Source organism: Kribbella caucasensis, assembly GCF_004361855.1.
In the GTDB taxonomy this organism is placed as follows: Bacteria; Actinomycetota; Actinomycetes; order Propionibacteriales; family Kribbellaceae; genus Kribbella; species Kribbella caucasensis.
Genome location: NZ_SNWQ01000006.1, coordinates 306358 through 330650, shown reverse-complemented (window position 1 = coordinate 330650; position 24293 = coordinate 306358). Strand labels below are relative to the sequence as shown.

The 24293-nt window shown below is 67.6% G+C and carries 22 protein-coding genes; 18 read left to right on the top strand and 4 right to left on the bottom strand.

The annotated features are described in order from the left end of the window. Positions 1-66 precede the first annotated feature (66 nt). From EV643_RS15320 to EV643_RS15310, 3 genes are read left to right on the top strand one after another with little or no spacing between them, the layout of a single operon-like run. The gene (locus tag EV643_RS15320) at positions 67-1059 is read left to right on the top strand and encodes a sugar kinase (RefSeq protein ID WP_133800724.1); all 993 of its coding nucleotides are present in this window, start codon (positions 67-69) and stop codon (positions 1057-1059) included. Continuing rightward, complete coding sequence (locus EV643_RS15315; protein ID WP_133800723.1) at positions 1056-1790, top strand: IclR family transcriptional regulator; 735 nt, start codon at positions 1056-1058, stop codon at positions 1788-1790. The genes EV643_RS15320 and EV643_RS15315 overlap by 4 nt, the downstream gene beginning before the upstream one ends. Positions 1791-1804: 14 nt before the next feature. Then, positions 1805-2209 carry a RidA family protein gene (locus EV643_RS15310; protein WP_133800722.1) on the top strand — a complete coding sequence of 135 codons (405 nt, stop codon included), beginning with the start codon at positions 1805-1807 and terminating at the stop codon, positions 2207-2209. On the opposite strand, the gene EV643_RS15305 is transcribed toward EV643_RS15310, so the two are convergent. Then, positions 2206-2850 (bottom strand): SMI1/KNR4 family protein, encoded by a 645-nt coding sequence (locus EV643_RS15305; RefSeq protein ID WP_133800721.1) that lies wholly within the window; start codon positions 2848-2850, stop codon positions 2206-2208. The two genes, EV643_RS15310 and EV643_RS15305, sit on opposite strands and share 4 nt — an antisense overlap. Positions 2851-2987: 137 nt before the next feature. Between EV643_RS15305 and EV643_RS15300 the strand changes: the two genes are divergently transcribed. From EV643_RS15300 to rplL, 3 genes are all read left to right on the top strand, one after another. Then, positions 2988-4175, top strand: coding sequence for an MFS transporter (locus tag EV643_RS15300; RefSeq protein ID WP_166665447.1), 1188 nt, complete (start codon positions 2988-2990; stop codon positions 4173-4175). Between the two features lie 500 nt (positions 4176-4675). After that, positions 4676-5290, top strand: a complete 615-nt coding sequence (gene rplJ / locus EV643_RS15295) for a 50S ribosomal protein L10 (RefSeq protein WP_133800719.1) — start codon at positions 4676-4678, stop codon at positions 5288-5290. A gap of 68 nt (positions 5291-5358) precedes the next feature. Next, positions 5359-5745: a 50S ribosomal protein L7/L12 gene (gene rplL, locus EV643_RS15290; RefSeq protein ID WP_133800718.1), complete on the top strand. Its 387-nt coding sequence runs from the start codon at positions 5359-5361 to the stop codon at positions 5743-5745. A 73-nt stretch (positions 5746-5818) separates the two neighbouring features. On the opposite strand, the gene EV643_RS15285 is transcribed toward rplL, so the two are convergent. From EV643_RS15285 to EV643_RS15275, 3 genes are all read right to left on the bottom strand, one after another. Beyond that, on the bottom strand, positions 5819-7273 hold the full coding sequence (locus EV643_RS15285) for a PhoX family protein (protein WP_133800717.1): 1455 nt from the start codon (positions 7271-7273) through the stop codon (positions 5819-5821). Positions 7274-7406: 133 nt separating this feature from the next. Next, positions 7407-8270: an acyltransferase family protein gene (locus tag EV643_RS15280; protein WP_133800716.1), complete on the bottom strand. Its 864-nt coding sequence runs from the start codon at positions 8268-8270 to the stop codon at positions 7407-7409. Next, positions 8267-9514, bottom strand: coding sequence for an acyltransferase family protein (locus tag EV643_RS15275; RefSeq protein WP_166665446.1), 1248 nt, complete (start codon positions 9512-9514; stop codon positions 8267-8269). Before EV643_RS15275 ends, EV643_RS15280 begins: the two co-directional genes overlap by 4 nt. Positions 9515-9737: 223 nt before the next feature. Here EV643_RS15275 and EV643_RS15270 point away from each other — a divergent pair, with 223 nt between their 5' ends. The 12 genes from EV643_RS15270 to rpoB all read left to right on the top strand — a co-directional run bounded on the left by EV643_RS15270 (position 9738) and on the right by rpoB (position 24265). After that, complete coding sequence (locus tag EV643_RS15270) at positions 9738-10688, top strand: ABC transporter ATP-binding protein (RefSeq protein ID WP_133800714.1); 951 nt, start codon at positions 9738-9740, stop codon at positions 10686-10688. Next, entirely contained in the window at positions 10685-11458 is a 774-nt protein-coding gene (locus EV643_RS15265) for an MlaE family ABC transporter permease (RefSeq protein WP_133800713.1), read from the top strand. Before EV643_RS15270 ends, EV643_RS15265 begins: the two co-directional genes overlap by 4 nt. A gap of 1 nt (position 11459) precedes the next feature. Continuing rightward, positions 11460-12290 (top strand): MlaE family ABC transporter permease, encoded by an 831-nt coding sequence (locus EV643_RS15260; RefSeq protein ID WP_133800712.1) that lies wholly within the window; start codon positions 11460-11462, stop codon positions 12288-12290. A 5-nt stretch (positions 12291-12295) separates the two neighbouring features. After that, complete coding sequence (locus tag EV643_RS15255) at positions 12296-13624, top strand: MCE family protein (protein WP_133800711.1); 1329 nt, start codon at positions 12296-12298, stop codon at positions 13622-13624. After that, complete coding sequence (locus tag EV643_RS15250; protein WP_133800710.1) at positions 13621-14652, top strand: MCE family protein; 1032 nt, start codon at positions 13621-13623, stop codon at positions 14650-14652. Before EV643_RS15255 ends, EV643_RS15250 begins: the two co-directional genes overlap by 4 nt. Continuing rightward, entirely contained in the window at positions 14649-15662 is a 1014-nt protein-coding gene (locus tag EV643_RS15245) for an MCE family protein (RefSeq protein WP_133800709.1), read from the top strand. The genes EV643_RS15250 and EV643_RS15245 overlap by 4 nt, the downstream gene beginning before the upstream one ends. Continuing rightward, positions 15659-16849 (top strand): MCE family protein, encoded by a 1191-nt coding sequence (locus EV643_RS15240; RefSeq protein WP_133800708.1) that lies wholly within the window; start codon positions 15659-15661, stop codon positions 16847-16849. The genes EV643_RS15245 and EV643_RS15240 overlap by 4 nt, the downstream gene beginning before the upstream one ends. Then, positions 16846-18069, top strand: a complete 1224-nt coding sequence (locus EV643_RS15235) for an MCE family protein (RefSeq protein WP_133800707.1) — start codon at positions 16846-16848, stop codon at positions 18067-18069. Before EV643_RS15240 ends, EV643_RS15235 begins: the two co-directional genes overlap by 4 nt. After that, on the top strand, positions 18066-19358 hold the full coding sequence (locus EV643_RS15230; RefSeq protein ID WP_133800706.1) for an MCE family protein: 1293 nt from the start codon (positions 18066-18068) through the stop codon (positions 19356-19358). The genes EV643_RS15235 and EV643_RS15230 overlap by 4 nt, the downstream gene beginning before the upstream one ends. Then, positions 19355-19852, top strand: coding sequence for an Rv1363c family protein (locus tag EV643_RS15225; RefSeq protein WP_133800705.1), 498 nt, complete (start codon positions 19355-19357; stop codon positions 19850-19852). The genes EV643_RS15230 and EV643_RS15225 overlap by 4 nt, the downstream gene beginning before the upstream one ends. Next, complete coding sequence (locus EV643_RS15220; RefSeq protein ID WP_133800704.1) at positions 19852-20520, top strand: hypothetical protein; 669 nt, start codon at positions 19852-19854, stop codon at positions 20518-20520. Before EV643_RS15225 ends, EV643_RS15220 begins: the two co-directional genes overlap by 1 nt. 262 nt (positions 20521-20782) lie before the next feature. Next, entirely contained in the window at positions 20783-24265 is a 3483-nt protein-coding gene (rpoB, locus tag EV643_RS15215) for a DNA-directed RNA polymerase subunit beta (RefSeq protein WP_133800703.1), read from the top strand. Positions 24266-24293 lie beyond the last annotated feature (28 nt).

The following is a 24293-nucleotide window of genomic DNA, read 5'->3' as shown; positions in this document are numbered from 1 at the left end:
GCATTCCGGCGCTATGTTACGCCAGAACCCGCGTCACAGTAGAACTCTGCCTGAGAGGACGTGCCGATGGCCGACCTGGTCCAACGGGCGGTCTGTCTCGGCGAGGCGATGATCATGCTCGCCGCCGAGGGTGCCCAGCTGGAGGACGTCGAGACGTTCCGGCGATCGGTCGGCGGCGCGGAGTGCAACGTGGCCGGCGGGCTGGCCGCGCTCGGTGTGCCGACCACCTGGATCTCCCGGCTCGGCGCCGACGGTTTCGGGACCCACGTACTGCGGGATCTGCAGGCGCGCAGCGTCGACGTCGGAGGGGTTGAACGGGACGAATCGCGGCCGACCGGACTCTACGTGAAGCACAGCCTCGACGGCCGGTCCCGGATGCACTACTACCGATCCGGTTCGGCCGCGTCGGCGATGGACGCGTCGTTCCTGGATCGCCCGGCCGTACGGGAGCGGTTGGCCAACGCCGACCTGGTGCACACCACTGGGATCACCGCGGCTCTCTCGCCAACCGCCGCCGAAATGCTGGACCACCTCGCGACCTTGCGCGCCAAGTTGGGCTTCAGCTTGAGCGTCGACCTCAACTGGCGGCCCGCGTTGTGGCGCGACCGGGAGCCAACCGCGCTCTGGCGGTTGCTGCGGGCTGCGGATGTCGTGCTGCTCGGTGCGGACGAGGCAACTGAGTTCGCCGGGACCGATGACCCGGAGAAGCTGCGGGAAATGCTCGGGCCGCGCGCGACGATCGTGCTGAAGTCCGACGCGCACGTGGCGCTCGCTCTGGCGCCGGACGGTGGGATGGCGGAGGTCCCGGCGCTGACGGTCGACGTCGTGGAGCCGGTGGGTGCGGGGGATGCGTTCGCGGCCGGATTCCTGGCGGGGACCCTGCAGGGTTTGCCGACGGAGCAGCGGTTGCGGCTCGGTCATCTGGGCGCTGCGGCCGTCCTTGCCGTGCGTGAAGATCATGCAGTGCCGCCGTCGGCAGCCGTCCGCATGGCGTTGTTGCATTGCTCCGATGATGAGTGGGGCAAGGCACGTGTTGGCCCGGCTGGGGTGGTGTTGTGAGCCAGAGCTTGGGGCGGGCCCTGCAGATCCTGGTCAGCCTGGGCGAGGGAGAGCGGTCGCTGGATCAGCTGGCGACCGAGCTCGGGGTGCACAAGACGACGGTGCTCCGGCTGCTGCGGACGATGGAGACCGAGCGGTTCGTACGACGGGACGAGTCGCATCGGTACCGATTGGGGTCGCGTCTGTTCGGCCTGGCGGATGCGGCCCGCGAGCAACACGTCGTACGGGCTGTCGCCGAACCGCATCTCAGGCAGCTGAACCAGCGGACCGGGCAGACCGTGCACCTGGCGGCGTACGAGAACGGGCAGGTCATCTACATCGACAAGCTCGACAGCGTGCAGTCGGTCCGGATGTACTCGCAGGTCGGTGTTCCGGCGGCGTTGCACTGCACGGCCGTCGGCAAGGTGCTGCTCGCGGCTCAGCCCAAGCGGCAGCGAGAGGCGTTGCTCGCATCGATCGATTACCACCGGTTCACCCCGAACACGATCACCGGGCCGGACGACCTGCGCGACGAGCTGGACCGGGTCCGGGAGCAGGGCTGGGCACAGGACAGGGCCGAGCACGAGTCCTTCATCAACTGCATCGGCGCGCCGGTCGCCGACCGCGTCGGCCGGGTCGTCGCCGCGATCTCGATCTCCGCGCCGGACGTCCTGCTCAACTTCGAGCAGGTCCTCGAACTACTTCCCGAACTCCGCGAAACCACGGCCGCCATCGGCCGCGACTACAACTAGGAAGGGTCATCACCGTGTCCGACAAGACCGAGATCTCCACGCCCGACGCCCCCAAGCCGCTGCCCGTCTTCTCCCAGGGCGTGCGCAAGGGGAACATCCTGCAGGTTTCCGGCCAGGGTTCGGTCGACCCGGAGAGCGGTGAGTTCGTCTTCGAAGGCGACGTGAAGGCGCAGACCACCCGGGTGCTGCAGAACATCGAGGCCATCCTCAAGGCCGGCGGCGCGACCTTCGACGACGTGCTGATGCTGCGCGTCTACCTCACCACCCGCGACCACTTCGCCGCGATGAACGAGGCTTACACCGAGTTCGTCGAGCCGCGGACGCCGAGCGGCGTACTGCCGTCCCGGACGACCGTCTTCCCCGGCCTGCCGCTGGAGCAGATGCTCGTCGAGATCGACGCGCTCGCCGTGCTGAGCTAATCGGTTGGTGCGCGGACCAGGGGTTCGGGCGGCGTCGCGGTGCCGTCCAGCAGCGGATTGGTGACCGCCTTCCGGTCGGGGCCGAGGTCCCACCACAGCGCGCCGTCGGACAGCAGGTAGGGGTACCACTCGCCGACGCCGGTGCCGGAGTACAGGGATCGGGCGACGTCGGCCAGGTACGCCGGGAGGCTCGGCCAGCTCTCGGTGAAGTCGCCGGTGCTGTCGTGGTACGCCATGCCGAGCCGGCCGTGGTCCGGGCCCGGTCGCAGGTCGATCACCTGGAGGTCGCCGTCACCGTCGGCCCACGGGATCCACTGCGGATGCCAGTACGACTCGTCGTTCGGCGGGTGGACGGTGAAGCCGTCGAAATCCGGCGCGAGGTCCATCCGCAGCTGCCAGTTCGCGGCGATGGTCCGGCACCTCGACGGCGGTTGCGACGGGAACAGGTTGGCCCAGGTGAGCAGCCCGTCATGGCAGCGCAGGGACTCGACGAGTTCGGGCGGCAGATCGACCACCTGCTGGGTGAAGTGCAGGTCGGCGTCGGTGACGGGCGGGGCCAGCAGGGCGAAGCTCGGTGCGGCGTGCCGGGCGAGCCAGCTGTCGATCCGCTCCCACGACTCCGTGACGGAAGGGACGGTCATGAAATCGACCATCCCAGCCCGAGGGGTCTTCCGCCTGATGGGACGGATTTCCACGATGTAAAACAGCGGAGTTAGGCTGCCGCTGGCTGGGTGATCAGACGCTGGGAGGCACTGCCGTAGACGAAGGTGAACGGCCCGTGAGTCTGTGGAGGATCGCCCCTTCGGTCTACTTGCCGGCGCTCCTGTACGGCATCGGCCAGGGTGCGATCGCTCCCGTGGTCGCGTTGTCCGCGCGGGACCTCGGCGCCTCATTCGCGGTGGCCGGTCTGGTCGTCGCGGCCGCCGGTGTCGGTCAGGTGATCGGCGACATCCCGGCCGGCTCTCTCACCACCAAGATCGGCGAACGCCGCGCGATGCTGCTCGCGACCGGTCTCGTCTCCGTCGCTCTGGTCGCCTGCCTGCTCGTGCCGACGGTCTGGGGCCTGGCGATCGCGATCGCCGCGACCGGAATCGCGGCCTCCGTCTGGGGGCTCGCCCGGCAGGCCTATCTGAGTGAGGCGATCCCGCTGCAGTTGCGGGCGCGGGCGCTGTCGACACTCGGTGGGGTCCAGCGGATCGGGTCCTTCATCGGTCCGTTCCTGGGCGCCTTGGCGATGCGCTTCCTCGGCACCGACGGCGCGTACTGGGTCCATCTCGTCGCCGCGGTCCTGGCCTGCGGCGTACTGCTGAGCCTGCCCGACCTCGAGTCCGTACGCCGGAAGCGCCTGGCCCGGCCGGTCGCCGTACAGTCCACCAGGTCCGTGATCCGCGAACACCTGCCCGTACTACGCACCCTGGGTGTCGGCGCGCTCCTGGTCGGCGCGATCCGGGCATCGCGGCAGGTGGTGATCCCGCTCTGGGCCGAGCACATCGGACTGGATCCGCAGACGATCAGCCTGATCTTCGGGATCTCCGGCGCCGTCGACATGTTGCTGTTCTATCCGGCCGGGTCGGTGATGGACCGGTTCGGCCGGAAGTGGGTCGCGGTCCCGTCGATGACCGTGCTCGGCCTGGCCCATCTGCTCCTCCCGCTGACCCATACGGCCGGTGCGCTGACCGCGGTCGCGCTGCTGATGGGCCTCGGCAACGGTCTCGGCGCCGGCATCATCATGACGCTGGGCGCCGACGCGTCCCCGCCGGTCGGCCGGGCCCAGTTCCTCGGCGCCTTCCGCCTCTTCGCCGACACCGGCAACGCCGGCGGCCCCTTCCTGCTCTCTGCCGTCACCGCCCTCACCGCCCTCGGCCCCGCGATCCTGGTGATGGGCCTCACCGGCTGGGCCGCCGCCCTAGCCATGAACCGCTGGATCCCACCCCGTCCACACCCCCACCCCACCACCCCCGACTGACCCCACCCGACTGCACCCGCCCCGACTGACCCGCGGTTGCCTCGCCGACTGGCAACTCCTTCGCGGGACCTTGAACAACATCCGGGGACCGCGGACAGAGAAATGGCCTGTCCGAGGTGCCCAGATCTTGTTCAAGCTCCCGCCACGGGACGGCGGGGATGTTGTTCAAGGTGCCCCGATTCGTTCGGCGAACGGGCTGGCGGCGGACGGGTGGCGGGCGGTTGGAGGGGTGGGCGACGGAGGGGTGGAGTAACCGATTTGGTGGGGAGGTCGGCGGCGGTTACTCTTGACTCTGCCGAAGACCGCTGGTTGTTGCTCCGGGAATTTCTGGAGCGGCTGAAGGTCCCACAGAGTGGGCGGCCCGCGCAGGTGACTTGGAAGTGAAGAGCTCTTGTTTGTTCACGCCCTTGCGCCTGCGCAGGGGCGTTTCTCATTGGGTGGGTCCGACCGGCATGGCAGACAAGTCCAACCCTGTCGAGAGGCAGGGCGGAAGGAGACCCATGGCGAGGCCGGACAAGGCCGCCGACGTCGCAGAGCTCACGGAGAACTTCCGCAGCTCTACCGGCGCCGTGCTGACCGAGTACCGCGGACTCACCGTGGCGCAGTTGCGGCAGTTGCGCACTACGCTCGGTGATGACGTGAACTACGCCGTGGTGAAGAACACGCTGACCAAGATCGCTGCCAAGGACGCCGGAGTGGAGTCGTTCGACTCGCTGCTTCAGGGTCCGTCGGCCATCGCCTTCATCAAGGGCGACCCGGTGGTCGCGGCCAAGGGGCTGCGTGACTTCGCCAAGGCCAATCCCCTTCTCGTCATCAAGGGTGGTGTGCTGGACGGCAAGGCACTCAACTCTGACGAGATCACCAAGCTCGCTGACCTGGAGTCGCGTGAGGTTCTCCTCGCGAAGCTCGCAGGTGCGATGAAGGCGGCGCCGCAGCAGGCGGTGTCGCTGTTCGCTGCTCCGCTGGCGCAGGCCGCACGCCTGTTCGCGGCACTGCAGGAGAAGCTGCCGGCCGACGGGGCTGCCCCCGAGGTCGCAGCGGAGGAAGCGGTGTCGGATGCCGCCGACGCACCTGCCGAGGCGAGCACCGAGGAAACCGCTCCAGCCGACAGCTGAAGCAGACCTCACCGCAACACCCCATTCAGTCATCACCTAAGCACCACATTTACGGAAGGACCGCCAACATGGCGAAGCTCAGCACCGAAGAGCTGCTCGGCCAGTTCAAGGAACTGACCCTGCTCGAGCTCTCCGAGTTCGTAAAGGCGTTCGAGGAGGAGTTCGGCGTGACCGCCGCTGCTCCGGTCGCCGTCGCCGCCGCTGCGGGAGCCCCGGCTGCCGCAGCCGAAGAGGCTGTCGAGCAGGACGAGTTCGACGTCGTCCTCGAGTCGGCCGGCGACAAGAAGATCCAGGTCATCAAGGAGGTGCGCGGTCTCACCAGCCTCGGCCTGAAGGAGGCCAAGGACCTCGTCGAGGCCGCCCCGAAGGCGATCCTCGAGAAGGTCGACAAGGCTGCCGCGGAGAAGGCCAAGGAGGCCCTCGAGGGCGCCGGCGCCACCGTCACCCTGAAGTGACCCGTGCGGCGACAGCCGCACACAAGCAGTACGCCGAAGGGCGGTCCCGGCTCGGGGCCGCCCTTCGCCGCGTTCAGACGCCGATCGTGCGCCAGGGACCCCAGATCGCGAAGGTCAGCCCGCGGCTGGCCTGGATGTTGACGAACAAGGTGTGCCCGTCGGGACTGAACGTCGACCCCGCGAACTCGTCGTTGAAGCGGGGCACGCCGGTGCTGCTGGTCAGCCGGTTCAGCGCGATATCCCAGAGCTGACCGCCTCTGGACAGGCCGCGCAGGTAGTTGTCCTCGACGTTGTCCTCGCAGAGCACCAGCGTCCCGCGCCGGCTGGTCGTCACGTTGTCCGGGAAGTCCAGCGTCTCCCGGTTGGGCGACTGGAAGATCAGCTGCAGCTTGCGTGCCCGGGTGTGATACGCCCAGATCTGACCGAAGCCGTTGCCATAACCACCGACCGGGTCCGGCCCTGTCTCCTCGGCGCCACCACCTTGGGTCGAGCAGAAGTAGACGACGTTGTCGTCGTACACCTGTCCTTCCAGCCGGGAGAAGTACGCCGCACCCTGCGCGCGACCCTGGTCGCCGACGTACACAAGGGCCTGGTCGTTCGTCGTCGGCGCTGGTTCACCCGGAACGTACGGGAACTCCGGTGCCGGATCGTCGATGTCGACCCACGTCACGTCGTACGTCGCCCGCTGTGGTTGCTCGGCGGCCAGGTTCAGGTTCGGGCGCCCTCGTACGGCGAGCATCTGCAGCCGACCTTGATCGTCGAGCCGGCCGGCCTTCAACGGATGCCGGGCCGGACGGTACCGGTAGAACCCGGACGGGAAGGCGAAGTTGTCCTCGGTCAGGTAGAGGATGCCGTCGACCGGGTCGAACGAGACCGCTTCGTGGGCGAACCGGCCGGCTCCCGTGATCGGCCGCCGATCCGACTGCCCGCTGGCCGGTACTTCGAAGACGAACCCGTGCGGCTTGGTCAGCGGCACGTTCGACGTCCCGGTGAAGTCGGGTCCCACGTCGGGACCGTTGACCGTCTCCTCGCAGGTGATCCAGCTGCGCCACGGCATGATGCCGCCGCTGCAGTTCATCATCGTGCCGTTCAGACTGGTGTGCGCGTCGACGACCTCGCCGAAGCGGGTCACCTCGATCGTCGTCGTACCGCCTTGGGCCTGGCTGTCGTACGGCGTACCGGGGCCGAACGGGGCACCCGGGTTGTTCAGCTCGTGGTTGCGGACCAGGATCACGTTGCCGTTGCCCCGCTGGAACGCGCCCATCCCGTCGTGCCGGCCGGGCAGCGTGGTGCCGTCGCGCAGCACCACCGGGGTCTCCGTGTCGTGGAACGACCGGTAGGAGAACCCCTCGGGCAGATGCAACCGGACCTTGCCGTCGCGCAGGTCCGGGATCGCACGCAACTCCCGGAACGGCGCACTACCCTTCGGATCCGCCGCAGCAGGCCCGGCAACGAACCCCTGGAACGGCCCACCGGCCAGAACCCCGCCCGCGACCGCCCCGAGAAACGTCCGACGCTGGATGCTCATCTGTCATCCCTCCTCCCAACCTGAAGCTAGACCTCGCCCAGCAGGAGGAACAGCGCTCAGCCCAGCCAGCCGTCGATGTCGGCCAGCCCGCGCTCGACCAGCTCGGCGAGCCTTCGGCGCGCCCGGAGATCTCTCACCCGTCTACTGAAGCAGTACGCCGGTCCAGGCGGCGGGCCAGATCCATCAGCCACCGGCGGCCGGGGACTCCGACATACCTGTGGGCGCCTTCGGCAACGAGGACAGCCAGGGCGATCCAGCAGAGAGCGAGCAGGGCGTTCGGCACGGAGCCGGCGGGGACTCGGCCGAAGCCGTGGATGACGAGGCTGTGGGTCAGGAACAAGGGGTAGCTGATGACGCCGATGCGAACCAGCACCCGGTTCGCCAGCCAGCGTGGGAAGGAAGGCATACGCAGCGTCATGCCAAGCACGAAGACCGGCAACCACACGATTGGTATCCGGTAGAGCTCCACACTCGTGCCCAGTTCCACGACCAGCAGGACTGCGCCGACTACCAGGGCGGCAACGATCGCAGCCACCCGACGGGAGGCGACGAAGCCGGCCAGCAACGGATATGCCGCGTAGCAAAGGACAACCGAAGCCACGAACCACGCCTGGTCGGCGTAGACGGCGCGCACCCAGTCGCCACCGTTCAGGGCGCCGAGTAGCAGCACGCAGGCGCCGACAACCAGGAAGAGCGGAGCAAGCCGGGCCACGCGCGCCATGGCGTAGCGCCCGATCAGCTGCCGGCCCGCCGAGTAGCTGAGCGACGGGTAGTTGTAAGCCAGCACGTATCCGGACAGGACCAAGAAGAACGGGATCGCCAACACCCCAACCCCTGCGACCAGGTCGTGCAGCACGTCCGGCGCGGTCCGCCACACCCCGACGGTCGACGCAACCACCGCAACCCCGGCCAGGCCCCGCAACCCAGTCAGCGCAAGGATCTCCGGCCGCGGGTGCGACAGTGCGGCCCCCTCGGACACCGATGTGAGACCGCTCACGCGGACACCTCCGTCGGCGTACGCTCAGTGACCGGTCGAGGCCGCCGCGCCAATCGCAGTACGGCCCGTCGAGCCGGTACTTCGATCAGCCGGTGCGCGCCTTCCCCGATCAGCAGGCAAAGACCCACGATCACCACGACCCCGACGTACGGCGCCCAGCCGGCCGGATCGGTCAGCATGCTGCCTCGATCCTTGCCCAGGAAGGGTAGTAACGGCCGATGCGTCAGGTACACCGCGTAACTGGCCGTCCCCAACGTCACCAGCGCCCGCGTCGCGAAGAACCTCGACAACCAGGCCGACGGAGCAGCCGCAAGCGACAGCAGCAGCACGGCGAACGGCACGGTCCACATCGCGCCGTAGAAAGCCGGCAGCTCCCACCGCGCCAACGTCGGCCCGAGAGACGCGACCACCAGCACCACCGCAACCGATGCCGCCTGCAACCATCCGGCGACCCGCGTCCGCAGCTTGAACCCACGCAGCAACAGGAACGCCAGCGACATCCCGATCACGAACTCCGACAACCGCGGCAACGGATTCCGGTACAGCCACCGATGCCCGGACGCCGGATCCTTCACCGACAGGAACGCCCACCCCTCGGCGGTGAAGATCGCCACCAGCGCGACCTGGACGGCGAACGCGAACGCGATCACCCCGACCAGCCCGGCCACCCCGAATCGCTTGGAGACAAAGGCGATCACCGGCACCAGCAGCGGGAACACGGCGTACAGGAAGATCTCGACGCAGATCGACCAGCCGGGCGGGTTGTAGCTGGCCTGACCGATCGAGTAGTCACCCGACCAGGCCTGGATCGCGAGCACATGCCGCCACAACGACTCCTGCGGTACGCCGTTGGCCGCGCGCTGCAGGACGAGAAACAGCAACACGGCCCAGTACAGCGGCATCACCCGCGCGATCCGGGCCAGGTAGAACCGCCAGAGCCGGGCGCCGGACAGGATGGTCAGCGAGGAGTAGTTCCAGGCCAGCACCAGCCCGGACAGCATGAAGAACAGCGGTACGCCGATGTAGCCGGAGGCAACCAGATTCCGCAGCGGTTCCGGCGCCGACGCCGGTAACCCGATGTGATGAAGGACTACGGCGAGTGCTGCCGCGGCCCGGACCCCGGTCAGGGCTAGGATCTCGGAGCGCGGATGCGGCAGTTGGTCGCCGTGCTGCGGCGAGGCGATCCCTTGCGGCGGCTGTTGCTCCGGCCGCAGCCGGCTCAACCAGGTTGCTGACCGCGGCACTGTTCCTCCGGCGACTGGGGCCCTTTCGTCACCACGAAGGGCGACGCGCAGGACTGTACCCGAGGTCGGGTGCGTGACCAGAGCGTGACTCATCGGTCATGAACGGTTGACATCGAGGGGTTACGGAAAAAGGTACTCGTGCGTAACCTAGGGCACCGCGCCCTCGTTGGACCGTCAGAACGTCGTCGGTCGGGGCAGCACGACAGACCCGTGAGGAGGACCGGTGGGCGTAGAAGTCCGCGTCGAAGGACTCACAAAATCCTTCGGAAGCCAGCTCATCTGGGGCGACGTGTCTCTCACGCTGCCCGCAGGTGAGATCTGTGTGATGCTCGGCCCTTCCGGAACCGGTAAGTCCGTTTTCCTCAAGACGCTGATCGGCCTGCTCAAGCCGGACAAGGGCCACGTGCACATCGAGGGCACCGATATCGCCACCTGTTCGGAGCGCAGGCTCTACGAGGTGCGCAAGCTATTCGGCGTGCTGTTCCAGGACGGCGCGATGTTCGGCTCGATGAACCTGTACGACAACGTCGCCTTCCCGCTCCGCGAGCACACCAAGAAGTCCGAGTCCGAGATCCGCTCCATCGTGATGGAGAAGATGGAGATGGTCGGCCTGGTCGGCGCGGAGAAGAAGCTGCCCGGCGAGATCTCCGGCGGGATGCGGAAGCGGGCCGGGCTGGCCCGCGCGCTGGTGCTGGAACCCGAGATCCTGCTCTTCGACGAGCCCGACTCCGGCCTCGACCCGGTCCGTACGGCGTTCCTCAACCAGCTGATCATCGACCTGAACGAGATGACCCAGGCGACCTGCCTGATCGTCACCCACGACATCAACACCGCCCGGACCGTGCCGGACAACATCGGCCTGCTGTACCACCGGCACCTGGCCATGTTCGGCCCGCGCGAGATGCTGCTGTCCAGCGAGGAGCCGGTGGTCCGGCAATTCCTGAACGCGCAGCGGGTCGGCCCGATCGGCATGTCCGAGGAGAAGGACGCCGACGAGCTGGCCCGGGAGGCCGACCAGGAGCTGCCGCCGCTACCGCCGATCCCGGTGCAGCAACTGCCGAGCAGCGGCGTGATCCGGCCGACCCAGCGACCGCCGGGCGAGTGGTGCCGGGAGAACGGAGTCACCCCACCGCCAGGCTCCTTCGCCGCTGACGTCGTGGGGGCCACCACGTGACTGTTTCCACGACCGCCCCGCTGAAGCACGCCGGCTCCCTGTTCGCCTTCGCCCTCGACACCGCCCGGGCCTCGGTCCGGCGGCCGTTCCAGGTGCGCGAGTTCCTGCAGCAGGCCTGGTTCGTCGCCAGTGTGACGATCATCCCGACCGCCCTGGTCGCGATCCCGTTCGGCGCGGTGATCGCGCTGCAGGTGGGCGGGCTGATCAAACAGTTCGGCGCGCAGGCGTTCACCGGTTCGGCCGCGGTGCTGGCCGTGGTCCGGGAGGCGTCGCCGATCGCGACCGCCCTGCTGATCGCCGGGGCTGGTGGCTCGGCGATCTGCGCGGACCTGGGCGCGCGGAAGATCCGCGAGGAACTCGACGCGATGATGGTGCTCGGCATCGACCCGATCCACCGGCTGGTGGTGCCGCGGGTGCTGGCCACGATGCTGGTCGCCTTCTTCCTGAACGGGTTCGTCAGCGTCGTCGGCGTGATGGGTGGCTACGTCTTCAACGTCGTCCTGCAGGACGGCACACCAGGCAGTTATCTGGCCTCGTTCACCGCGCTCGCCCATCTGCCCGACCTGTGGCAGGGACAGGCGAAGGCGCTCGTCTTCGGGTTCATCGCGGCCGTGGTCGCGTCGTACAAGGGTATGAACGCGGGCGGCGGCCCGAAGGGTGTCGGCGACGCGGTGAACCAGTCCGTGGTGATCACCTTCATGCTGCTGTTCGTCGCGAACTTCTGCATGACGGCGATCTACTTCCAGCTCGTCCCGCCGAAGGGGGCCTGACATGTCGGCCCTGATGGACACGCTGGTCCGCAAACCGCTCAGCTCGCTCGACCGGCTGGGCGAGCAGCTGACCTTCTACATCAAGGCCCTGGCCTGGTCCGGCAAGTCGATCACCCGGTACCGCAAGGAGATCCTCCGGCTGCTCGCTGAGGTGACCCTGGGCACCGGCGCGCTGGCCGTGATCGGCGGCACCGTCGGCGTGATCACCTTCCTCGCCTTCTTCACCGGCACCGAGGTCGGCCTGCAGGGCTACTCGGCGCTGAACCAGATCGGCACCTCGGCCTTCGCCGGATTCGTCAGCGCCTACATCAACACCCGCGAGATCGGCCCGCTGATCGCCGGGATCGCGCTGGCCGCGACCGTCGGCTGCGGGTTCACCGCGCAGCTCGGCGCGATGCGGATCAGCGAGGAGATCGACGCGCTCGAGGTGATGGCGATCCCGTCGCTGCCGTTCCTGGTCACCACCCGGATCATCGCCGGCCTGATCGCGGTGATTCCCCTGTACGTCGTCGGCCTGCTCGCGTCGTACTTCGCCACCCGGCTCACGGTGACCACGTTCTACGGGCAGAGTACGGGGACGTATGACCATTACTTCCATCTGTTCTTACCACCGGGCGACGTTCTTTGGTCGTTCGGCAAGGTGCTGGTCTTCGCCGTCCTGGTGATCCTGGTGCACTGTTACCACGGCTACCACGCGACCGGGGGCCCCGCGGGCGTCGGCGTCGCGGTCGGCCGCGCGGTACGGACCTCCATCGTCGTCATCAACGTGGTCGACCTGTTGCTGTCGATGGCGATCTGGGGCACCACCACGACCGTACGGCTGGCGGGGTGATGGGGATGGTCCGGCGGTTCTCCACCCATGCCCTCGGCATCGCGTTCATCGGCGTGGTGTGCTTCCTGCTCTGGCTCACCTACGCGTTCTACGCGAAGGTCTTCACCGACACCGTCGACGTGCAGCTGAAGACCAGCCACATCGGCCTGCAGCTGAACAAGCACGCGGACGTCAAGCTGCGCGGCGTCATCGTCGGCGAGGTCCGCGACGTCAGCACCGACGGCGACGAGGCGACGGTCGAGCTGGCCCTGAAACCGGACCAGGTCGAGGAGATCTCCCGCGAGGTCAGCGCCCGGATCCTGCCGAAGACGCTGTTCGGCGAGAAGTACGTCGCGCTGGTCCCACCGGCCGGCAACGAGGGGCAGCACATCAAGGCCGGTGACGTGATCTCCCGGGACAAGACGGCGGTCGGCATCGAGATCGAGAAGGTGCTGAACGACGCGCTGCCGCTGCTCCAGGCGGTCGACCCGGCCGACCTGAACGCCACCCTGAACGCGCTGGCCACCGCGCTCGAAGGTCGCGGTGAGGACATCGCCAAGACGCTGACCCAGCTGGACGGCTACCTGAAGAAGCTGAATCCGAGCATGCCGGAGCTGGTCGCGGCGCTGACCAAGCTGACCCAGGTCTCCGCGCTGTACGGCGACGTCACGCCCGACCTGGCCCGGGCGCTGCGCAACCTGACCATCACCGGCAACACCGTGGTGGAGAAGGAGCAGCAGCTGCAGAAGTTCTTCACCGACGTGTCCACGCTGTCGACAACGGCCGACGGGTTCCTGACCGAGAACGAGGACCGGGTGATCCGGCTCGGCGAGGTGAGCCGGCCGGTGCTCGACCTGCTGGAGAAGTACTCGCCGGAGTACCCGTGCTTCCTCCGGGTGATGACCGAGACCGCGCCGATCCTGAACGACACGTTCCGCAACGGCGCCCTGAACATCAACCTCGAGCTGATCACCAACCAGCCCACGCCGTACCAGCCGAACGAGCTGCCCAAGTACCTCGACAAGCGCGGGCCCACCTGCGTCGGGAAGAACTACAGCCACCCAGGGGCGAAGCCGGGTCCGTACACGCAGGACAACCCGGCGCCGTACATCACCGGTGAGGACGGCGTGATCGGCGACCACAACAAGAACGAGCGATTCCCCGTGAACCTGCAGCTGAACCGGGCCGCCCCCGGGTTCGCGATGGACTCCGGTGCGGCCGGCAGCCCGGCGGAGCAGCAGGTCATCGACTCGGTGGTCGGTCCGGCGATGGGCGTGGCCCCCGGCGACGTACCGGATCTGACCACCCTGATGGTCGGCCCCCTGATGCGCGGAGGCCAGGTGAACCTGAAGTGAAACTCCTGGACAAGAAGACCTCGTTCGACACCGCCCGGCTGGCGATCTTCGTTGTCGTCACCTCGATCGCGACCGCGTTGCTGGCCGTCACGATCGGGAACATCAGCTTCACCCCGACGACGAAGTACAAGGCCGTGTTCACCGATGTGGTCGGGCTGAACAAGGGCGACGACATCCGGATCGCGGGTGTCCGGGTCGGCCAGGTGGACAAGATCGCGCTACACGAGGACACCCTGGCGATGGTGACCTTCAGCGTGGACTCCGACCAGGTGCTCTACACCTCGACCCGGGCCACGTTGCGCTACCGGAACCTGGTCGGCAACCGGTACGTCGCGCTCACCGAAGGCGTCGGCGGCGGCACCCGGATGAAGAAGAACGACGTCATCGACAAGGACCGCACCGCGCCGGCTCTGGACCTGTCGGTGCTGTTCAACGGGTTCAAGCCGCTGTTCACCGCGCTCACCCCGGCGGACGTGAACCAGTTCGCCTTCGAGGTGATCAAGGTGCTGCAGGGCGAGGGCGGCACGATCGAGAGCCTGCTGGCCCGGACCGCGTCGCTGACCAGCACGCTCGCGGACTCGGACAAGGTGATCGGCGACCTGATCACCAACCTGACCGCGACCCTGCAGATCGTCTCCCAGCGGCAGCAGAACTTCACCGCCCTGCTGGTCAACCTGCAGCGGTTCATCACCGGGCTGAGCAAGGACATCCACCCGATCCTCGGCTCGCTCGGCTCGATCAACTCGCTGAACAACAAGACGGCCGGCCTGTTGCAGCAGACCCGGGTCCCGATCAAGGCGGACCTGGACCGGTTGCGGCAGGTGTCCACCACGCTCGACGACACCCAGGCGATCTGGGTGAAGACGCTGCAGAACATGCCGTCGAAGCTGAACACGATGACCCGGACCGCGTCGTACGGCTCCTGGTTCAACTTCTACCTGTGTGGCTTCGACGGCAACGTCACCCTGCCACTCGGCACGCGCATCCCAGTCGCCTACGACAACAACTCGGCGAGGTGTCAGCGATGAAGCCCTTCCGCGAACAGAACCAGGTGACCATCGGCGTCGTCGGCCTGACGGTGATCGGGCTGCTGATGATGGCCGCGTTCAAGGCGCAGGACCTGCCGCTGATCGGGGGCGGGACGAAGTACTCCGCGCAGTTCTCCGAGGCGGGCGGGCTCAAGCCGAACGACGAGATCCGCGTCGCCGGCGTACGGGTCGGCCAGGTCCGGAAGGTCGAGCTGGAGGGCACCCACGTCCGGGTCGACTTCGTGGTGGATCGCGGGGTCAAGCTGGGCGACAAGACCGGCGCCGAGATGAAGATCAAGACGCTGCTCGGGCAGAAGTACCTGAAGCTGAACCCGGCCGGTGCGGGTGAGCTCAAGGAGGGCTCCGAGATCCCGCTGGACCGCACGGTTTCGGCGTACGACGTGGTCGACGCGTTCACCGATCTGGCCAACACGACCGAGCGGATCGACACGGCTCAGCTGGCCCGGGCGCTCGACACCTTGTCGACGACGTTCCGGAACACGCCGGACGAAGTACAGGCGTCGTTGACCGGTCTGTCCCGGCTGTCCCGGACGGTGGCGAAACGGGACGAGGAGCTGAAGAAGCTGCTGCAGCACTCCGACACCGTCACCAAGATCCTGGCCGACCGGAACCAGGAGCTGGTCAAGCTGCTGAAGGACGGCAACACGGTCTTCCAGGCGGTGCAGGCGCGGCGTGCGCTGATCCACCAGTTGCTGGTGTCGACCCAGAAGCTGTCCGCCCAGATCACCGCGCTGGTCCGGGAGAACCGCAAGGATCTCGCGCCCACTCTGCAGAAGGTGAACGCGGTGCTGGCGACGCTGCTGAAGAACCAGAACGCCCTGGACGCCACCCTGCGCAACCTGGCGCCGTTCGTCCGCGTGTTCACCAACACGCTCGGCACCGGGCCGTGGTTCGACACCTACTTGGAGAACGTGGTCCCGGTCCCGGAAGTCCCGTTGCCGCAGGTACCGATTCCCGGGCTGCCGATCCTGGGAGGTGCGAGCCGATGAAGATCGCCTCGGTGACCCGGTTGATCACCTTCGGCGTGGTCCTGGTGATTCTCGCCGTCAGCGTCGTCTCGCTCTGGCCGCAGCCGAAGCGCGTCACCGCGACCGCGTACTTCCCGCGTGCGGTCAGCGTCTACCCCGGCTCCGACGTCCGGATCCTCGGCATCAAGGTCGGCGAGATCGAGAGCGTCACGCCGGCCGGTCGTGCGGTCCGGGTGAAGTTCTGGTGGGAGGCCGAGCACAAGGTGCCGGCCGACGCCAAGGCGGTGATCGCGTCGCCGTCGATCGTTGCCGACCGCTACATCCAGCTCACCCCGGTCTACTCCAAGGGCGACGTGATGGCCGACGGCGCCGAGATCCCGCTGGCCCGGACCGCCGTACCGCTCGAGCTCGACCAGATCTACCAGAGCCTGAATGACCTGTCCGTCGCGCTCGGCCCGAAGGGTGCGAACGACCAGGGCGCGCTGTCCCGGCTGCTCGACGTGTCCGCGGCCAACCTGAACGGCCAGGGCGCCAAGCTGAACCAGACCATCACCGACGTGTCGACGCTGACCCAGACCCTCTCGGGCAACTCCAAGAGCCTGTTCAGCACGATCCGCCAGCTGCAGACGTTCGTGTCCGCGCTGGCCGCGAACGATCAGCTGGTGAAGCAGTTCAACACCAACTTCGCCGCCACCTCGACCACGCTGGCGGGGGAGCGGAAGGATCTGGCGGCCGCGCTCAACCTGCTCGCGACCGCGCTCGGCGAGGTGGCGACCTTCGTGAAGGACAACCGCGCGCTGGTTCGGACGACCGTGTCGAGCGCGACCCAGCTCTCCCAGATCCTGGTCAAGGAGAAGGCGGCGATCGCGGAGGTGCTGGAGACCGCTCCGCTCGGCCTGGGGAACCTGGCCCGCGTCTACAACCCGCAGTACGGGACGCTGGACCAGCGGGTGAACATGGCCCAGCTGGACGACCCGGCGGACTTCATCTGCTCCTTGCTGCTGCAGGCGAACCAGCCGCTCTCGACGTGCTCGGCGCTGAAGCCCGTGTTCGAAGCACTGCCGAAGCTCCCGTTGCTGAGCAGCCTGACCGGCTCCGGTGGCCCCGCCGGTACGCCGTGGGCGCCCGCGCCGAAGCCGAAGCTGCCGAGCCCCGACCCGGTTGACCCGACCTTGGGCGGTCTCGTTCCCGGGGAGGTGTCGCGATGAGGATTCGCCGTACTGCGGTGGTGGCCGGCGTGGTCGCTCTCGCCACTGTGCTGAGCGGGTGTGACTTCAGCGTCTACTCGTTGCCGTTGCCCGGTGGCGCCAAGATCAAGGGCCCGGCGTACACGATCACCGCGGAGTTCACCGACGTACTGGACCTGGTGCCGAAGTCGTCGGTGAAGGTGGACGATGTCACCGTCGGTACGGTCGAGAAGGTCTGGCTGGACGGGTACGTCGCCAAGGTCCGGCTGAAGCTGCCGAAGACCGTCGAGCTGCCGGACAACGCGCGCGCGACGATCCGGCAGACCAGCCTGCTCGGCGAGAAGTTCGTCTCGCTGGCACCGCCGACCGGGACCGAGCAGCCGCGCGGCAAGCTCGAGAACGGCGAGCTGATCCCGCTGTCCCGGACCACCAGCAACGTCGAGGTCGAGGAAGTCCTGGCTGCCCTGTCGCTGCTGCTCAATGGTGGTGGCGTGGCCCAGCTGCAGATCATCACCCAGGAGCTGAACAAGGCGCTGACCGGCAACGAGCCGGCCATCCGCAGCGTGCTCACCCAGCTGAACACCTTCGTCGGCACGCTGGACGCCAACAAGGAGAAGATCGTCGCCGCGATCACCGCGGTCGACGCGCTGGCGAAGAAGCTGAACGCACAGAAGGAGACGCTGGCGACCGCGATCGACTCGTTGCCGAAGTCAATCGCCACCCTGGACAAGCAGCGTGCGGCCCTGGTGAAGACGCTGCAGGCCCTGGCCAAGCTGGGCAACACCGCGACCCGGGTGATCACGGCGTCGCAGGCGGACCTGGTGGCCAACCTCAAGTCGCTGTACCCGGTGCTGACGAAGCTGGCCGAGGCGGGGGAGAACCTGCCGAAGTCGCTGGAGCTGTTGCTGACGTATCCGTTCCCGGACGCGGCGGCGAAAGCGGTGCAGGGTGACTTCACCAACCTCAACATCACGCTGGACGTGAACTCACAGAAGGCGCTGCAGGGTCTGCTCGGGCTCAACCTGCCGACCGTCGGGCCGACCTCGGTGCCAACGGCCACCCTGAGCCTGCCGGTGCGGAACCCGACGAAGCCCGGTGGGTTGCCGCCGCTACCGGTGCCGACCGGCACGGCGACGAGCTGCATCACCGTGCTCGGCCTGCCCGCCTGTACGCCGACGCTGAACCGGAGCGGGTTCGACCCCGAGCTGGCCAAGGTGCTGATGCCGGGGGTGGTCAAGTGATCAGCAGAACCGTCCGGATCCAGTTGATGGTGTTCCTGCTCATCACCGTGGTCGGCATCGCGTACGTCGGCGGCAAGTACGCCCAGGTCGACAAGCTGCTGTTCGACGACGACTACACCGTGAGCGCCAGCTTCGCCGAGTCCGGCGGCATCTTCTCCGGCGCCGAGGTGACCTACCGCGGCAAGCCGGTCGGCCGGGTCGGCGAGCTGAAACTGCTCTCCGACGGTGTCGAAGTCAACCTGGACATCGAAAAGGACGTGAAGATCCCGAACGACGTCCTGGCGGTGGTCGCCAACCGGTCGGCGATCGGCGAGCAGTACGTCGACCTGCAGCCGCGCCGCGACGACGGCCCCTATCTGCAGGACCGGTCGAAGATCGACCGCGCGGACACCGCGATCCCGATCGACACCACCGAGTTGCTGCTGAACCTCGACCAGCTGGTGAACTCGGTCGACAAGGAGAGCCTGCGGACCACGGTCAAGGAGCTCGGCGACGCGCTTCGCGGCAAGGGCGGCGACCTGCAGAAGATCATCGACAGCTCCGGCCTGCTGATCAACGACGCGGACGCGAACATCGCCCAGACGATCAAGCTGATCAACGACGGCAACACCGTGCTCGCCACCCAGGTGGCCAGCGGCGACGCGATCCGGACCTGGGCGAAGAACCTGGCTCTGCTGTCGGACACATTGGTTGCCTCGGACAAGCCGCTGCGCACGGTCATCGACCAGGGCTCGGGCGCATCCGAGCAGGTCACGGCGCTGATCTCGGAGAACCGTGCGGACATCGCGGTGCTGCTAGGTAACCTGCTGACGATGAGCGAGATCACCGCGGTCCGGCTGGACGCCGTCGAGCAGTTGATGGTGGTGTACCCGGCGGTCGCGATGGGCGGGTACGTCGTACCGGGCCGGGACAAGGGGACCGGGCACTACGACGCGCACTTCGGCCTGGTGCTCGGCTTCGACCCAGCCGCGTGCCGGGCGGGCTACAACGCCACCGACAAGCGGGTCCCGCAGGACACCACCGACAAGCCCGCCAACACCAAGGCAGGCTGTACTGCGGCACCCGGGTCCGGCGTAAACGTCCGCGGCGCGCAGAACAAGCCCGCACCGTCGTCGCGGGAAGACCTGAACCGGACCGGCTACGGCGTCGGGTACGACACCACGACCAGGTCCGCGGGCGGTTCCGGCGGGATGCCTGAGCTCGTGCTCGGCTCGACCGGCGGCCAGGCGGACTACCTCGGCTCGGACTCCTGGAAAGCCCTCATCCTCGGTCCGGTGACCAGCCAGTGACCTCGATCTCCCGACGGGGTCAGGCGATCCTGGCCTGGGCGCTCAGCGTGCTGCTGGTCGTCGCGTTGGCCGCGGCCGTCGTCTCCGTGGTCGCGTTGAGCCGGCAGAACGCGCGGGCCGACGCCCGTGCCGGTGCGATGCAGGCGGGCCGGCAGTTGGCGCTCGACTTCACCACGTACAACTACGAGAGCTGGGACGCCGACGCGAAGCGGGTGCTGGACGACTCCACCGGGCAGTTCAAGGAGGAGTTCGCGGCCGGGTCGAACCAGGTCAAGGCCGAGGTGGTGACGAACAAGGCGACCTCCAAGGGCGACGTGAAGGAGGCCGCGGTGGTGTCGAACGACAAGGACTCGGCCCAGGTGCTGGTGATCGTGAACGCGGTGGTGACCAACACCGCGTCCGCCGACGGGGTGGAGCGGCGCTACCGGATCAAGCTGGACCTGGTCCGCGAACAGGACCGCTGGCTCACCGCCGACCTCCAGGTGGTGGGCTGATGCCGGATCGCCCCCGCAACCGCCCCCGGATCGCCGGCCAGCGCCGTACGGCGGAGCAAGTGACTCCCGCCACACTCGAGCAGCCGGAAGAGGCCGTCGAAGAGGTAGTCACCCCTGACGAGACCACGGACAGTGACCAATCTGTCGAGTCCGAAGAAGTCAGCGAGCCGGTAGTCAGTCAGCCGAACCGCGTCAACGTCGTACTCACGGTGTCTCTGTCCGTGCTGATCGTGATCGTGCTCGCGCTGGCCGGGTTCCTCGGGTTGAAGGCGTGGCGTGGCCAGGAGGCCGAGGACGCCCGGAACGAGGCGGCGACGGCGGGCCGGAAGGCGGCCGAGACGGCGCTCAGCTACGACTACCGCTCGCTGGACAAGAGCTTCGCGGCCGCGCGGGCGACGATGACCCCCGAATTCGCGGCCAAGTTCGACGAGACCGCCAAGGTGGCCGGCGAGCTCGCCACCAAGACCAAGGCGACCGTCCGGGCCGAGGTCCGCGAGGTCGGCGTCCGCGACGGCGACGCGAACCGGGTCACCCTGGTCATCTTCGTGAACCAGACCACCACCAGCACGATCACGCAGGGTAAACCGCGGGTGGACCTGAACCGAACCCGGTTCACGATGGTTCGAAACGGTGGTCAATGGCTGGTCCAGGAGATCGCCGGACTGTAGTCTCAGGGGTGGCTCCGGATGGGACTTGCCGGGCGGCTCGCGGGTCATCACCCGCTTGAGACCCCGGGTCGGTCCTTGACTGAGTAGGTGGTCCGACGGCATAGTGTTGGACCCCATTGGACAGCCTTGCCCTGATCGGGTAACCTATTGCTTTGCGCTGCCTTTACTCTTCACCCTGGCTCAGGTCAAGACTTGACTAGGGTGGTTCGGCGTGCGCTCCCAGCACCGAAGTGATTTCTGCGAGCCCGTGGAAGGACGCCCCTTGGTCGCCTCGCGCAACCCCCAGTCCGACAGCATTTCCGACGTTTCCGGCTCCCGCCGCATCTCCTTCGCAAAGATCTCCGAGCCTCTCGAGGTTCCGGATCTGCTTGCGCTGCAGGTGGACAGTTTCGACTGGCTGGTCGGTAACGAAACGTGGCAGGCCCGGGTGGCCGCCGCCGAGGCCGAGGGACGGTCGGATCTGTCCGGCCCCAGCGGCCTGGAAGAGATTTTCGAGGAGATCTCCCCGATCGAGGACTTCAGCGGCACCATGTCGCTGTCGTTCCGTGACCACCGGTTCGAGCCGCCGAAGAACACGGTCGACGAGTGCAAGGAGCGCGACGTCACCTACTCGGCGCCGCTGTTCGTCACCGCCGAGTTCATGAACAACGAGACCGGCGAGATCAAGAGCCAGACCGTCTTCATGGGCGATTTCCCGTTGATGACGCGCAAGGGCACCTTCGTGATCAACGGCACCGAGCGTGTCGTCGTCTCCCAGCTCGTCCGGTCCCCCGGTGTGTACTTCGAGCGCACACCGGACAAGACCTCCGACAAGGACATCTTCACCGCCAAGATCATCCCGTCGCGCGGCGCGTGGCTGGAGTTCGAGGTCGACAAGCGCGACATGGTGGGCGTGCGGCTGGACCGCAAGCGCAAGCAGAACGTCACCGTGCTGCTCAAGGCGCTCGGCTGGACCGACGCGCAGATCCTGGAGGAGTTCGGCGAGTACGAGTCGATCCGCCTCACCCTGGAGAAGGACCACACCTCCGGGCAGGACGACGCGCTGCTGGACATCTACCGCAAGCTGCGTCCGGGTGAACCGCCGACCCGCGAGGCCGCGCAGGCGCTGCTGGACAACTACTACTTCAACGGCAAGCGCTACGACCTGGCCAAGGTCGGCCGGTACAAGATCAACAAGAAGCTCGGCCGGGACGAGGCGCACGACACGGCCGTCCTGACGATCAACGACATCGTCGCGACGATCAAGTACCTGGTCGCGCTGCACGAGGGCAAGACCGACCTGGACGCGCCGCAGGGCGAGATCGTCGTCGAAGAGGACGACATCGACCACTTCGGCAACCGCCGTCTGCGCACGGTCGGCGAGCTGATCCAGAACCAGCTCCGCACCGGCCTGGCCCGGATGGAGCGGGTGGTCCGGGAGCGGATGACGACCCAGGACGTCGAGGCGATCACGCCGCAGACCCTGATCAACATCCGCCCGGTGGTGGCGGCGCTGAAGGAGTTCTTCGGCACCTCCCAGCTGTCCCAGTTCATGGACCAGACCAACCCGATCGCGGGTCTGACCCACAAGCGCCGCCTGTCGGCCCTTGGCCCGGGTGGTCTGAGCCGGGAGCGGGCCGGCTTCGAGGTCCGCGACGTGCACCCGTCCCACTACGGCCGGATGTGCCCGATCGAGACCCCGGAAGGCCCGAACATCGGCCTGATCGGCTCGCTCGCGACGTACGGCCGGGTGAACCCGTTCGGGTTCGTCGAGACGCCGTACCGCAAGGTCGTGGACGGCGGCGTCACCGACCAGGTCGACTACCTGACCGCCGACGAGGAGGACCGGTTCGTCATCGCGCAGGCCAACGCCGTGCTGACCGACGACGACCGGTTCGCCGAGGACCGCGTGCTGGTCCGTCGCCGCCACGGTGAGGTCGAGCTCGTGCTGGTCGAGGACGTGGACTACATGGACGTCTCGCCGCGCCAGATGGTGTCGGTCGCGACCGCGATGATCCCGTTCCTGGAGCACGACGACGCCAACCGCGCGCTGATGGGCTCCAACATGCAGCGCCAGGCCGTGCCGCTGATCACCGCCGACGCTCCGCTGGTCGGCACCGGGATGGAGTACCGCGGTGCGGTCGACGCCGGTGACGTGGTGGTGGCCGACAAGGCCGGTGTGGTCAAGGAGGTCTCGGCCGACCTGATCGAGGTCGCCGCCGACGACGGCACGTACCAGACCTACCGGCTGGCGAAGTTCCGCCGGTCGAACCAGGGCACCTGCATCAACCAGCGTCCGCTGGTCGACGCCGGGCAGCGGGTCGAGGTGAACAGCCCGCTCGCCGACGGTCCGTGCACCGACGAGGGCGAGATGGCGCTCGGCCGCAACCTGCTGGTCGCGTTCATGCCGTGGGAGGGCCACAACTACGAGGACGCGATCATCCTCAGCCAGCGCGTCGTACAGCAGGACCTGCTGACCTCGATCCACATCGAGGAGCACGAGGTCGACGCTCGCGACACCAAGCTGGGTCCGGAGGAGATCACCCGGGACATCCCGAACGTCTCCGACGAGATGCTGGCCGACCTGGACGAGCGCGGCATCATCCGGATCGGGGCCGAGGTCACCACCGGCGACATCCTGGTCGGCAAGGTCACCCCCAAGGGCGAGACCGAGCTGACCCCGGAGGAGCGGCTGCTGCGGGCCATCTTCGGTGAGAAGGCCCGTGAGGTCCGCGACACCTCGCTGAAGGTGCCGCACGGCGAGAACGGCACCGTCATCGGGGTCCGCGTCTTCGACCGCGACAACGGCGACGAGCTGCCGCCGGGCGTGAACCAGCTGGTCCGCGTGTACGTCGCGCAGAAGCGCAAGATCTCCGTCGGTGACAAGCTCGCCGGACGCCACGGCAACAAGGGCGTCATCTCGAAGATCCTGCCGGTCGAGGACATGCCGTTCCTGGAGGACGGCACCCAGGTCGACATCATCCTGAACCCGCTGGGCGTGCCCGGCCGGATGAACGTCGGTCAGGTGCTGGAGACCCACCTCGGCTGGGTCGCCAGTCGTGGCTGGAAGGTCGACCCGGACAACAAGGACGAGTGGGCCCAGCGACTGATCAAGATCGGCGCCGGCGAGGCCGAGCCGTTCACGAACGTCGCCACCCCGGTGTTCGACGGCGCCAAGGAGGAGGAGGTCACCGGCCTGCTCGGCTCCACGCTGCCGAACCGCGACGGCGTCCGGATGGTCGACGGCACCGGCAAGGCCCGGCTCTTCGACGGCCGCTCCGGCGAGCCGTTCCCGGAGCCGGTGGGTGTCGGCTACATGTACATGCTGAAGCTGCACCACCTGGTGGACGACAAGATCCACGCGCGTTCGACCGGTCCGTACTCGATGATCACCCAGCAGCCGCTGGGTGGTAAGGCGCAGTTCGGCGGTCAGCGGTTCGGCGAGATGGAGGTGTGGGCCCTGGAGGCCTACGGCGCCGCCTTCGCGCTGCAGGAACTGCTCACCATCAAGTCGGACGACGTGGTCGGCCGGGTCAAGGTGTACGAGGCGATCGTCAAGGGCGAGAACATCCCGGAGCCGGGTATCCCGGAGTCGTTCAAGGTTCTGGTCAAGGAAATGCAGTCCCTGTGTCTGAACGTGGAAGTGCTCTCGTCCGACGGAAGCCGGGTCGAGATGCGCGACAGCGAGGAGGACGTCTTCCGTGCAGCGGAGGAACTGGGCATCGACCTGTCCCGGCGTGAGCCGAACAGCGTCGAGGAGGTCTGAGCGGGTTGCCGCTTGACATCAACAATCA

Excerpts from the sequence above, each read along its gene's own strand:
- EV643_RS15320 (WP_133800724.1), top strand. The coding sequence starts at position 67 with ATGGCCGACCTGGTCCAACGGGCGGTCTGTCTCGGCGAGGCGATGATC.
- EV643_RS15305 (WP_133800721.1), bottom strand. The coding sequence starts at position 2,850 with ATGACCGTCCCTTCCGTCACGGAGTCGTGGGAGCGGATCGACAGCTGG.
- rplJ (WP_133800719.1), top strand. The coding sequence starts at position 4,676 with ATGGCGAGGCCGGACAAGGCCGCCGACGTCGCAGAGCTCACGGAGAAC.
- rplL (WP_133800718.1), top strand. The coding sequence starts at position 5,359 with ATGGCGAAGCTCAGCACCGAAGAGCTGCTCGGCCAGTTCAAGGAACTG.
- EV643_RS15285 (WP_133800717.1), bottom strand. The coding sequence starts at position 7,273 with ATGAGCATCCAGCGTCGGACGTTTCTCGGGGCGGTCGCGGGCGGGGTT.
- EV643_RS15260 (WP_133800712.1), top strand. The coding sequence starts at position 11,460 with ATGTCGGCCCTGATGGACACGCTGGTCCGCAAACCGCTCAGCTCGCTC.
- EV643_RS15255 (WP_133800711.1), top strand. The coding sequence starts at position 12,296 with ATGGTCCGGCGGTTCTCCACCCATGCCCTCGGCATCGCGTTCATCGGC.
- EV643_RS15245 (WP_133800709.1), top strand. The coding sequence starts at position 14,649 with ATGAAGCCCTTCCGCGAACAGAACCAGGTGACCATCGGCGTCGTCGGC.
- EV643_RS15240 (WP_133800708.1), top strand. The coding sequence starts at position 15,659 with ATGAAGATCGCCTCGGTGACCCGGTTGATCACCTTCGGCGTGGTCCTG.
- EV643_RS15235 (WP_133800707.1), top strand. The coding sequence starts at position 16,846 with ATGAGGATTCGCCGTACTGCGGTGGTGGCCGGCGTGGTCGCTCTCGCC.
- EV643_RS15220 (WP_133800704.1), top strand. The coding sequence starts at position 19,852 with ATGCCGGATCGCCCCCGCAACCGCCCCCGGATCGCCGGCCAGCGCCGT.